At 61.7% G+C, this 12,528-nt stretch carries 8 protein-coding genes; all 8 read right to left on the bottom strand.

The genetic code is table 11. The annotated features are described in order from the left end of the window. Positions 1-67: 67 nt before the first annotated feature. Positions 68-631 carry an alkyl hydroperoxide reductase subunit C gene (gene ahpC, locus RUGAMON1_RS14480; protein WP_020703761.1) on the bottom strand — a complete coding sequence of 188 codons (564 nt, stop codon included), beginning with the start codon at positions 629-631 and terminating at the stop codon, positions 68-70. 159 nt (positions 632-790) lie between these two features. Then, entirely contained in the window at positions 791-937 is a 147-nt protein-coding gene (locus RUGAMON1_RS14485) for an immunity protein TriTu family protein (RefSeq protein ID WP_445231178.1), read from the bottom strand. 133 nt (positions 938-1,070) lie between these two features. Next, positions 1,071-1,685 carry a hypothetical protein gene (locus RUGAMON1_RS14490; RefSeq protein ID WP_445231179.1) on the bottom strand — a complete coding sequence of 205 codons (615 nt, stop codon included), beginning with the start codon at positions 1,683-1,685 and terminating at the stop codon, positions 1,071-1,073. A 1-nt stretch (position 1,686) separates the two neighbouring features. Then, complete coding sequence (locus RUGAMON1_RS14495; protein ID WP_445231180.1) at positions 1,687-2,703, bottom strand: DUF6708 domain-containing protein; 1,017 nt, start codon at positions 2,701-2,703, stop codon at positions 1,687-1,689. 33 nt (positions 2,704-2,736) lie between these two features. After that, entirely contained in the window at positions 2,737-5,751 is a 3,015-nt protein-coding gene (locus RUGAMON1_RS14500) for a T6SS effector BTH_I2691 family protein (RefSeq protein WP_445231181.1), read from the bottom strand. A gap of 15 nt (positions 5,752-5,766) precedes the next feature. Next, positions 5,767-6,648, bottom strand: a complete 882-nt coding sequence (locus tag RUGAMON1_RS14505; protein WP_445231182.1) for a hypothetical protein — start codon at positions 6,646-6,648, stop codon at positions 5,767-5,769. A gap of 31 nt (positions 6,649-6,679) precedes the next feature. After that, a complete protein-coding gene (locus RUGAMON1_RS14510) occupies positions 6,680-9,469 on the bottom strand; it encodes a type VI secretion system Vgr family protein (RefSeq protein WP_445231183.1) in 2,790 nt (929 codons plus the stop codon). A gap of 110 nt (positions 9,470-9,579) precedes the next feature. Further along, positions 9,580-12,393 carry an EAL domain-containing protein gene (locus RUGAMON1_RS14515; protein ID WP_445231184.1) on the bottom strand — a complete coding sequence of 938 codons (2,814 nt, stop codon included), beginning with the start codon at positions 12,391-12,393 and terminating at the stop codon, positions 9,580-9,582. Positions 12,394-12,528 lie beyond the last annotated feature (135 nt).

A 12,528-nucleotide genomic window follows, 5' to 3' on the forward strand; every position in this document is an offset into this window, starting at 1 on the left:
CCGGACGCCCGGACCGGCATCGCGGTATTACTTGTGTGCTGCGGTCTCTTTCAAGACGTGCTCAGACTTAGATCTTGCCGACCAGGTCCAGCGATGGGGTCAGGGTAGCTGCGCCCTCGGTCCATTTAGCTGGGCAAACTTCGCCTGGGTGGGATGCCACGTACAGCGCTGCCTTCACTTTGCGCAGCAGCTCGGAAGCGTCGCGGCCGATGCCGTTGTCGTGCACTTCCAGCACTTTGATGAAGCCTTCCGGATTGATGACGAAGGTGCCGCGCAGTGCCAGGCCTTCTTCTTCGATCATCACTTCGAAGTTACGCGACAGGGTGCCGGTAGGGTCGCCGATCAGCGGGTAGTTGACTTTTTTGATTGCATCCGAGGTGTCGTGCCATGCTTTGTGCGCGAAGTGGGTGTCGGTCGACACGCCGTACACGTCCACGCCCAGCTTGGCGAATTCAGGCTGGTGGTCGGCCAGGTCTTCCAGTTCGGTAGGGCACACGAAGGTGAAGTCGGCTGGGTAGAACATCAGAACGGACCACTTGCCCTTCAGGGACTCGTCGCTCACGTCGATGAACTTGCCGTTAGCGTATGCGGTTGCCTTGAATGGTTTTACTTGGGTATTGATCAGAGACATTGTGGTTTCCTCGTTGGGTTGTGAATCATTGAGACGCCAGTTTAAGGGCTTTTGCCCCATTTGCAAAATTGATTGTTCCAATAGTTTCAATAGCCACTGGCTATAGAACAAGCAAAGCGGATAGCTATTATCGCCGTTTCGGGCCAGGCAGGGAGAGGGTCAGCCGAGCGGATCGCCCAGCTTGCGCAGGAAGGATAGCAGCAGCGTGGTCAGACCCGCGGCAGACGCGAACTCACCACGCTCATCAAACAAGTCATTACCGGACTCGACATCGATAATTTCCGCATAAAAAGCGCCGCTATCCAAGGCGTACCCACCGCGCTGCCGCTGATGGTGGCCACCAGCACCATGCTAACCATCCCGGTTGTGCATCCCAAACTGAACCGCTCGGCGCATGCGGGGTTGGTGCAGCAGTCCGGTTCCTGAGCCCGGCCTGGCCTCAATAGCGATAACTCCAGGGTTTCAGCAATGGCGGCAGCGCGTTCGTCGAAGCGGCAAGTGCTTTTTGGGCCGTCTTGTGACGAACCCACAAATCGACCTGCTCCGGATGTTCGTACCCGAATGCGCGCATCACCTCGGTTGTCTCCACGGCGAACTCCCTGAAGCGCAATCGTATCCATACCGTGATAATCAAGGTGATCGTAAAGCACATGACGTAAAACCTGAAATCGGCGGCGAAGCCGTTCTTGCCAAAATCCCTGTCGATAAAAAATTCGGATATCCCAACCAGAATGACCGCCAATGTGGGGTAGAAAAAGCTCCACTTGATATCGCAGATCTTTTGTATGGCGTGTCCCCGGACGCGATGCGGCGGCATCCACAAGATCAGCAGGCTTGGACTTCTGGCGGCGTACACGGCCGGGTAGCCGGTCTCAAAGCCGATGGCAAATTCGAGGAAGTCGCCATTCCGGAATTCAACCTGATGAAATCCTCCTCTCAACACCTCGCCGTCCACGGTGCAGGAAAAGAAATCCATCGCGAGGTCTCCGTTGGCGTCCCGTTCCACGTGCAGGTTTTCCACCACTCCAGCACGCTTAACGAATCGCTCCGCCATATTATTTAGCCTGTTTTATTGCGGGCCCTAACGCCGCCAGCACCGCAGGAGACCACTTGATCGGAATAGCAGTTTTGTAGCTAAGCCAGCTAAAAATACCTACGAGTGTCATCAGCGGAAAAACAATGGGGAAGAAGACCAGGCCCATGACCATGAGCAAAGGGTAGTCCCTCCACCAGGTTCGAAAATTTTTCCCATATGGGCCGGTGGCCACCATACACTGCAAAAAGCCCTTGGGCGGGTCGAAGGACTGCAGCACTTCACCAGGCGCCAGATGAGGGCCATCTTCCTCCATAAACCGACGGATATGTTCCCACACGGCGGGCACGGTCACCTCGCCCATTTGCATGCTGTTCCCAATGGTGAAGCTGTCGACGATCGTTGGATCGTCAGCGCTTTTGCGGACCAGAAAAATCAACGCATGGATTCGATTAACCGTCGAACCCGTGGTAGTCACGGCAGCCTGATGTTCGGCATCTACCAGATCCCAGTCATACTCTGCGCTCCTCAAAGGCCAAGGGAGAAACAGACCTCGCCAACCCGAATACGTCTCTCTAAAAATGCGGTACACCTTGCGATTTTTTCGGTCAAAAATAGTCGGTTCGTCCTCAGGCCGAAAGAGTTCAAATCGGGTGTACTTTATTCCCATATAGCTGCCGATAGCAAAGCAGGCAATTGTGGCGATACCGGGAATTACATCAAACAACCCATCTGATTCTCTATTTAACATCCTGAAAAGGATATCTTGCCCGCCCCAAAATGTGAAGCATGCCGCGAGCAAGGCGGTAAGCATAAGTATTCCACGTGTTCCTTTAGCGATACCGGTATACTCAATCGCGTGCTCATAGTTATTTTTAATCAAACCAAAGGAAATTGCCGCCATTCCGGAAGACTGGTTTTTTTTGTACCTACTGACAATACCTGATGTCTCTCCCTCTGAAAGTGCAGTGCTTCCATTTACCGTTGATTTTTTTTCATTCACGGATAAGGCAACTTCGATTTCATGCTTTTTTTTCATGGCAATTTTGCCTCTTCCATTAAGCTGATTGCTCTACTTTCTTTCGTTATTTTCTTTCTGTGCTTTGAACGCGTTAGCTATTACTTCTTCCAGTGCCTCTTTTTCAGCCTGCCAGTCACCTTTTTTAAACATGTCATCTCTTTTGCCTGAAAATACCAGGCCTCCATCACGTCCAAAATAGCTTCGGCCTAGCCAGCGTTGCGTATCCGTAGGAGTGAGAACGATAGCCCCAACCTGGGCCACCACGCCAGCTCCCAGTAGCAATAATCCAATACCCGACACGGTGAGACCAATTCCACCCACCGTGGCAATAACCGCATTGGCAGCAAGGCGGGTGGCAACCGTCCGCACAACCGCGCCGCCAATGGCGCGGGCCTCTAAAGCGCCTGCAATTGCACCACCAGTTAAGAGGGTTGAAGTTGCGCCGGTAGCGAAGAAGGCGATAGCAGAATAGTTGTATAGGCGCGCAGCATTTTTATTGCCAAGAGCTCGTTGATCCTCACTCTTCTTCTGGGAGGCGACATAGTTCACTGCGCCGCCTGCGATCCCTGTAATTGACCCACCAATTTTTAGCAATCCAATTCCAACATGAGACGCCACCGCTTGATGCCCCAGTTGCGCCACTACCCGCACCTCAGCCGCAACACTCCACAATGCCAACGCCCCACCTGTAAAGCCGATGACGCTATCGAGCACGCCATAATTTGCATCCGTCAAACCTGATTCCGATTCCGCCTTGCTGGCGGAATCCATGCCTTTCCAAACGCCCAGTGCCTGAATCACCATGCTCCCCAGCGCCAAGCGTGCGTCCAGCGTTTTAGCCATCGCCATCAACTGGGCACCGCTGGTGGTCTTGGCCAAGTTGGGCAATGCCGACCGGAGGATATTCGCAGCCTTCGCTCCCGTACCTGCCTGATTTTGATAAAGCTGCAAAAATTTTTCCTCAGTCAGTACGAGCGTCGAGCTCGCCGTCCTGGCCACTGCGGCTGATGTCGCCGCCTTCCCCATCTTGATGCCGGTGGAAGCAGGATTATCCGTTATTTCAGCGAGGTTACCGTTGACCGCTTTGATCGTGTCCGTATCTGTCGGGACGGTGAGCACAATCTTGTTGTTGTTGGCCAGGGCTTTCTTGATGCGCGTTTTGCTCGTCCCCAAGGACTCGCCGGCATGCGCCATGAAAATCTTCAGCGCTTTATCGGCGCTCACGTTCATCTGCATCAACATCGGCACATTCGGGGCATTGCCGTGCAGCGCCCCCTGTACCGCATACTCAAGGCATCGCTGGACGTGAGCCATCGTCTGCAGCTTGGCCATGATGCTTTTGGTAGCGCTGCTGGCCTTAACTTCATGTGCTGCGACCGTCAGCGCAGCCCCGCTCAATGCGCTTAATTGGCCAACACTGAACAGTGCAATCGCGTGGCCGATCCAAGAATTAGAGGTGAGCGCCCCTTTAGACATACTCAGCTCGCTGAAGCCTTTGACCAAGTCGTAACTCTTGTCGCGCATGCCTTCGGCGCCGGGGTCTCCGGTCAACTGAATGTGCACTAGCTTGATCATCGCATCTTGATTGCCAACCGACGAGCGCAGCGCAATCGATTCCTTGTCGGTGATCGGCCGGTCTATTTTTGCAAGATAGGCTGACAACAAGCTCTCGCTAAAAGGTGCCGGCTGATTGATGAGATGATTTTCACGAGCATAGAGCACACCGGAAACCGGTTGCTTCAATGGATCGACCGTCGCATGGGGATCGAAATGACGGTCAAAATAGGCAAGCGTCTGCTTGTCTTCCGTCGCAGCGTGCCAATCCTTCTCGAATAAAACCAGCGCATCGTAATGCTGGCTCTTCATCCTGGCGCTAAAACTCGTCATCCAGGCTGCGCGAGCATCCTCGTCAATGTATTTAGCCAGTTTGGACCAATTCTCTTCGACCTTTTTCTGTGTCCACGCAGCGGCTCGCTTGTCATGGTCGGGATAAAATACCCGCCCCAGGTTCTTTTGCTCAAAAACAGCTTTGTAAGGTGACAGCACGAATTCGCTGAACGCACCATCGCCCTTGACGCGGCTGAGCAGTATCTTCCTGTCTTCATCAGTCAAGGCCTGCCATTCCGTACCGGCGGGCCAGTCCTCGTGCATGTAGGCTGACAATGTCCGCAATGGACTCACCTGTTCAAAACTATTGAGGTCTTCTTCCTTCACCAAACTTTGCTTCAAACCCAGTACGGTAGCGGAGCTATTCAAAGGATGAAAGTTTTCCGGTTTGGCGATCTCCTTTTTGAGCAATTCATTCCGCCGTATCCGCAGTGCATTGAGCTCGGTGGCAATACCAACGGGGTCGCGCAGCACAATCGCGATTTCCTTGCCAGCAGTCTTGGGATGTTTGGCGGCCGCCAGCTTCAGATTAGCGGCCAAATCTTCCGCACTGGATGCGATGCTGTTGAACGGAAAATCGTGGTCCGATGCGCCGTCGATCGTCAGCTTGCTCAACGCACATTCCAGCACCTGCGCCTTGAGCTTTTCCGCGCTGGGTACAAAGCTGTTGACGCCACAGCTTTGCAACGAGATTTTTTGCATGACCGCAGGGTCGGCCTTGTTCTTGCCGCGCAGCGTGTCGTTCCACAGGTTGGCGCTGTACGCCACCCACAGTTCTGAAACCTTGTGTGCCTGCGGAATGCTGACGACCTTCAAGCCCATGGCGATGTGGCCGCTGCGGCTGCAGCTCACGCTCGCATCAGCCTGAGCGAAGAGCTCGCTGCTCTCGGGCACCAGGTCGGCCTGTTCCGTCACCCGGTAGACCAGCCAGTTCGGCACACCGGCAGGCGGCGACGGCAGGTAGATATGCACATAGCCGGCACGCAACAGGCGCAACGCAAAACGCGACTGCTTGGGTGCAGGATTCGGCAGCATGCCAGTCAGTACAGCAGGGTCGGCCGCCACGCCTTGGGCGCCGGCTGCAGCCAGCAGCGGGCTGTTCGCGATGGGGCTGGGGCGTAACAGCAGCAGCGAAAGAGAGCTCTTGTTGCAGACATCGCAACCGGTAGTCGTAACCATGGTTTCCTGATTTGTTTATCGAGTCAATACGGAACCGGCCTGCTCCGCGATCGCGCTGACGTCGTGGTGCAAGTAACGCAGGGGTTCGGGCGGTTCCGCCTCCGAACCGGGATCGGCAAGCAGTTTGAGCACGGCATGCGAATGCGGCAGCGACGGGTGCAGCAAGGACAGCGCGGCCCACACGGTTTCATCGCCGGAGGTCTTGAACCTGTGCGGCCAAGTCTTGGCTGCGCTGGCGGCATTGGTCACGGCATTTTCGGTCGCAACATACAGCGCCTCCGGCGGTACGCCATCCATTTGCGCGATCGCCCCCAGCCACTGGGCCAAGGTCCGATGCAACAATTCGCCGCGCGCCAGGCGCTGCCATTCGGCCGCGCTCAAGCGCAGCGGCCCCGCCTGCTCGTCGGACGAACGCAGGCGACGCAGACGGCCTGCGGGGTCGAGATAATCCCAGCTTTGCAAGCGCCCGAACTGGCTGGCGACCCGGTTGCAGCCCACCACGTGACACAACAAATCCAGTACGCGACGGTCGGCCAGTCGCAAATAGGCAGCCTTGGTGTAAGCATCGGTCTTGAGCAGGCACATGGTTGCAACGATATCCGCCAGCGCCTCGGGCTGCATGCTGCTTTGCAGCCATCCGCCAATGCGATGGGCTGCCCTGCCCTCGCCATCCAGTCCGCCGGACTGGGAGGCCGTCCGCTCACCTTCCGCCAGGTCCAAGCTCAGCTCCAGCAGGGGATCGTCCGGCCCACGCAATTGCACCAGATATGGATGCTGATGCGACGGCAGTGCAATCGCCTTCGGTAGTACCACCGGGACAATTTCCCTTTCCCATAGCTGCTGGCCAGGCAGAGGTTCGCCCGCCATGGGGTCGATCAACACAAACAGCGGTGTCAATGGATCTATGCCCTGACGTAGTTGATCGAGCTTAGATGGCACTGGCGCCCCCGCTGGCGGCATCGGCGAGTGCTGACGGGCATTCGGCCAGTTTGCCTGTCGGCAGCGTCGCCTGGTTGGATGAACTCGCCGGCCCGGTCAGATCCTTCATCGAGGCCTTGAACGTCATCGTCCCCGGCCCGTGGATCATGATGTTGCCGCCTTCGAGCTTGAGAAAGGCGCCCTGCGCCGTCAGCATCACGTGCTCCTTGCCGCTGACCGCGACGCTCTTGCCGATGCTGGCCACAGTGACCAGCTTGTCGGCGGTGACCTTGGTCTCGTCCGACTGGCTCTGCACGCTGACCTTGCCGCTGGCCGCGTGCAGCTTGATGCCGGTTTCCTGGTTCGGTTTGTCGGCGCTGCTGGCTTTGCCATAGGTGAACAGGCTGATGCCCTTGCTCACCAGGTTAAACGCATTGCCCTGCGCGGCGAAGTTGATATCCTGCCCGGCGCTCATACTGGCCGTGCCGCCCGCCGCGAATATCGCGCTGGCCGGCGTCACGGCCGCGATACCGGCCGGGCTCGACAATTGCAGATGCTGTTCGCTGTACGCCGTCACATTGCCGTCGCCGCCCTCGTCTCCGCCGCCGCCGGCAGCGCTGGCCTGCACCACCTTGCCGCTGTTCTGCATCTGCGCCAGCGCGGCCAGCTTGGCCGGCTCCGCTTCATCCTTGAGCTTGGCGTTGTGCTTTTGCGCCGTCTCGGCCAGCGACAGCTGCAATGCATGGCTTTGCTCGATCTGCGACCGCGCCTCGCCCGTATCGAGCTGGCTGCCCCTGGCGCCATTGCGGGCGTCGGTCGACAGCAGCAAACCCTGGCCGGCGCGCAGCGCGGCGCTGTGCGCGGTCTTCAGTTCGGCGCCGAAGCCGGCCGTCTGCAGGCGCTGGTTGTCGCTCTGGTGGCGCAGGTGGCCCAGGTTCAGCTCGTCCGTACCCGCGTGCGGCGACGCGTGCCGCTGCAAGGCCACGCGCGGCTCGCCCGGATGGTCGTCGAACACCAGCTGGCTGTACGCGCTGGCGCCGCTCTGGCTGGCGTTCATGGTTTGCGATTTGATGCCCGACAGCGCCGCCGGATGCGCGTGCGCGCCGCTCTCGCCGGGGAACCAGGCCGGCGCGTTGCCGGTCGCCACGCCGGCGCCCTGGCTGACCTGGTTGTTCTGCGCGTCGCGCGCGCCGCTGCCGTTGTAGACGCTGCCGATCACCACCGGCCGGTCGATGTCGCCGTCGATGAAATCGATCAACACCTCGCTGCCGACCCGCGGCACCGCCACCGCGCCCCAGTTGGCGCCGGCCACCGGCGCCATCGCGGTGGCGACGCGCACCCAGGTGCCGGCGCTGTCGTCGGCCGGCGCGCCGCTGTGGCCGCTAGGGGCCGGATGCGCCAGCCGGCTGTGGCTTTGCGCGCCGCGCTGCCAGTGGAACTGCACCTTGATGCGGTGGTCGCGGTCGGTGTGGATCACCGCGCCGGCCGGGCCGACCACGATCGCGGTCTGCTGGCCGCGCACGGTCGGCTTGGGATGCAGCAGCAGGCCGTGGCCGTCGGCGTCGCTGCTGCGGTAGGGCAGCTTGCTGCGGATGGCGTCGATGCGGTTGCGGTACAGCGGCCGCTCGCCCTTGCCTTCGCCGACCGCGTGCAGGCTGCCGCCCTGTTCGCGCGCGATCGCCTGCGCCAGCGCGCTCACGCCCAGCGCCTGCGCCGCCGCGTGCTGGATGTCGGTGCTGAGGTTGTTGTGCGCCAGGTGCACCACGCGCGTGATGACGAAGCCGCGCTCGCCGGCATCGGCGGCGTCGAGCAGCGCCTGGCCGTCCAGCGTGAAGGTGGTGCCGGCGCTGAGCGTGCGCACGGTGCCGGCGCCGGTGTAGATTTCGCGGCCCGCCTCCAGCGCCTCGGCCTGGCGCTCGGCGATGCGCTGGCCGTGCTCGCGCGAGGTGTAGGCGTAGGCACCCGGCGCGTCGCGGCTCACCGGCGCGGCCGGGTCGGCGTTGACGCTGGCGGCCGACGCCGGCCGGGTGCCGTTGCTGCGGTAGTCCCAGCTGGAAAGGTCGACGCCGCCGGCGATCCAGCGCAGTTCGCTGCGCCAGCGGTCGATGACATCCTCCTTCATCACCGCGCCCGGCTGCGTGAAGCGCACCGTGGCCTGGGCGTTGGGCTGGAAGCTGCCGTTGTGGTCGGCGATCACCATGGTGTGGCTGCCCAGGCCCGGGCTGGCGGCGTCGCCGCTGTGCTCGAAGTAATAGAACAGGCCTTCTTCGCGCATCAGCCGCTCGGCGAAGGCCAGATTCGATTCCTGGTACTGGCAGGTCAGCGAGCGCTTGGCGTAGAGGGCGCGGTCGGCCAGGTCGTAGCGCCACTGCGGCACCAGCTTGCCGGCGTCCTGCCAGCCGTTGAACACGGCGTCGAGGATGTCGAACACGGTCTGGTCCTGGAACACCCGGCTGTCGCGCCCGGCGGCCAGGAAGGCGTACCACGGGCCGATGCTCAGTTCGTAGCGCGCCAGGCCGCCGTCGGCGCCCAGCATGCGCAGCGCCGTCACATGGCCGTGGAAGGGCCGCAGCTGGTCGCGGCTGGCGGCCGTCATCAGCTCCAGCAGCACCGGCTGGCCCAGCAGCGACTTCAGCGGGATGTCGGCGTCGCTCGACAGGGCCGTCACCGTCAGCTGGTAGGGCTGGCTCAGGGCTTCCTCGCCGCGCAGGCATTCGGCCACCAGGGTGTCCGCTCCCAGCGGCGTGGTCAGCCGGAGGATACGGTGGTCCTGGGTCAAACTGTCTAGCAGCGCAAGCATGGATTTCAGCCCTTCAAGATAACGACGGAATTAGTAATTTACTATGATTTATCCGGCATTACACCTGAGTTAGCTCAGTTGGGCAAGAGTGATTCGATTGAAATCGGGCTTTACTGGCTGCGCAGCAGCTGGTCGAACTGCTCGGCCGGCATGGGGCGGGCGAACAGATAGCCCTGGCCGTAGTCGCAGCCGGCGGCGGCCAGCAGGTCGCGCTGCTCCGGCGTCTCCACGCCCTCGGCGATCACCCGCAGGCCCAGCTTGTGGGCCATGACGATGATCGCGTCCGACAGCGCCATGTCGCTGGAATCGGGCGCCAGGTTGCGGGTGAAGGAGCGGTCGATCTTCAGATAGTCGATGTCGAACTTCTTCAGGTAGGACAGCGACGAGTAGCCGGTGCCGAAGTCGTCCAGCGCCACCTGGATGCCGGCGTCGCGCAGCTGCAGCAGCTTGTTGCTGACCGTGGCGTTGGCGTCGAGCAGCAAGCCCTCGGTGATTTCCACCACCACCGCCTGGCCCGGCAAGTCCAGCGCCTGCAAATAGCTCAGCCAGCTGTCGTAGGCGCCGTCCTCGCGCGCGAACTCCAGCGGCGACTGGTTGACGCTGACCTGGAATTCCGGATGGTGCTCATGGCGCCAGCGCTGCACCCAGCGCGCCGATTCGCGGAACACCCATTCGCCGATGTCGATGATCAGGCCGCTGGCCTCGGCCAGCGGGATGAAGTCCATCGGGCTGACCACGCCGCGCTGCGGGTGGTTCCAGCGTATCAGCGCCTCGGCCTTGTGGATGCGGCCGCTCTTCAGGTGGACGATGGGCTGGAAATACAGCTCGAACTGCTCGGCCTTGAGCGCGCCGCGCAAGTCGTTGGTCAGGCGCATGCGGTTCAGCGCCGCCACCTGCAGGGTCGGCGTGAAATAGCTGTAGCGGTTGCGGCCGGCGCCCTTGGCGGCGTACATGGCCTGGTCGGCGTGCTTGAGCAGGTCGTCGATGTCGAGCGCGTCGTCCGGGTACAGCGTGATGCCGATGCTGGCCGAGACGAAGGCCTGCTCCTGCCCCAGCGGGAACGGCTGGCGCAGGCTGTCGATGATGTGCTGGGCGATCTGCTCGACCCGCTCGGTGCCGTCGAGCTCGGACAGGATCACGGTGAACTCGTCGCCGCCCAGGCGCGCCACCGTGTCCGACTTGCGCACGCAGGCGCTGATGCGGCGCGCCGCGTCCACCAGCAGGATGTCGCCCTGGTGGTGGCCGAGCGTGTCGTTGACTTCCTTGAAGTGGTCGAGGTCGATGAACAGGATGGCGATGTGCGAGCGGTCGCGCTGGCTCTTGAGCATGTCGTGCGCCAGCCGGTCGTGGAACATGCGGCGGTTGGGCAGCTGGGTCAGCGGGTCGAAGTTGGCCTGCTGCCAGATCAGCGCCTCGCTCTGCTTCTTGTCGGTGACGTCCTCGATCATGCACAGGTGGTGCGGATGGCTGCCCTTCTCGGTCTCGATGGCGGTGACCGACACTTCGATCCAGACCAGCTCGCCGTCCGGGCGGAACAGCCGGTTGGTGATCTTGAAGCTGCCGATCTCGTGCAGGAGCAAACGCCCCATCTGCACCTTGATCTGCGCCACGTCCTCCGGATGGCCGGCCTCCAGCCAGCGCATCGCGTTCAGCTCGGCCTGCGAGCGGCCGACGATTTCCTGGAAGCGCGGGTTGATGTCGCGGTATTCGTAGGTGACCGAATCGACCAGCGCGATGCCCAGCGGCGACGCCTCGAACATGGTGCGGAAGCGCTGCTCGCCGGTGCGGATGGCGGCGTTGGCGCGGCGCCGTTCGCGCGCCAGCAGGCTGAAGTGGACGGCCGCGCCCAGCCCCAGCACCAGCGCCGCGCCGCCCAGCACGCGGTACAGCCACAGCAGGCTGCCGCCGCCGCCGTCGATCTGGTAGATGAAGCCGTCGAAATTGGCGTTCTTCGGCACCATGCCCAGGCCGGCGTAGACGTCGGCGATGTGGCGCCAGCGTTCCGGGTTCTGGTAGCCGATCTCGACGAGCACCGGCTGCACCAGCGGCACCATCTGGCGCGCCTCGTACAGCAGGTGGGCGCGGTCGCTGCGGCGCGAGTACTTGCTGAGGATGACGTCGGCCATCTCCTCCTGGTGGCTCATGGCCCACTGCCAGCCGCGCATGCTGGCGGCGCGGAAGGCGCGCACCCGCTCCGGATGGTTGGCGATCTCGCGCTCGCTGGTGAACAGGTTGTCGCCGTAGAAGTCGATGCCGACCGCGCGCGGGCTGTAGACGTCGTAGGGGAAGCCGAGGCGGTCGAAGGTGTCCGGTTCGTTGGTGGTGTAGACCGCGATGGCGTCCACCTTGCCGTTGATCAGGTCGGCCGTGTTGTAGGTCGGCTCGACCCGCTGGAAACTGCTGGCGGGGATGCCTTCCTTGATCAGGTAGGCCAGCAGCTCGTCGGCGCTGCCCAGCTCGTCGGTCAGCGAGCCGATCATCGCGCGCTTGCCGATGATGCGGCGGATGTCCGGCTCGGCGCTGGTCTGGCGCATCGCCAGCGCATACGGCGAGTGCTGGAACACCACGCCCAGCACCACCACCGGCTTGCCGGCCAGGCGCGCCAGCAGCAGGCTGCTGGCGCCGACGCCGTACTCGGCCTTGCCGGCGGCGACGTCGCGCTCCGGCTCGTTGCCGTCCGAGCCTTCGCGGATGGACACGTCCAGCCCGGCCTCGCGGTAATAGCCCTGCTCCAGCGCGGCGTAGTAGCCGGCGAACTGGAACTGGTGATGATGCTTGAGCTGCAGCGTGACCTTGTCCTGCGCCGCGGCGGGCGCCAGCCACAGCGCGGGCAGCAGCGCCAGCAGCGTCAGGCCGGCACGGCGCCACCGGCGCGGCGCGCGGAAGGCGGGGGAAGTGGTGGGGACAGGTTCACGTACGGGCACTAGTGTTTTTCCAGAGAATCGCGGACTAGCTGTAGTGTAGCTGCTTCGGCGGCCGAAATCGTCGCTTTCTGACAATACTCAGGCATAAAACACAACGGACGGCCAGGCGTTGGCCTGCCGTCCGTCGTCAGGTCG

It is taken from the genome of Duganella rhizosphaerae (genome assembly GCF_040364205.1).
In the GTDB taxonomy this organism is placed as follows: Bacteria; Pseudomonadota; Gammaproteobacteria; order Burkholderiales; family Burkholderiaceae_D; genus Rugamonas; species Rugamonas rhizosphaerae.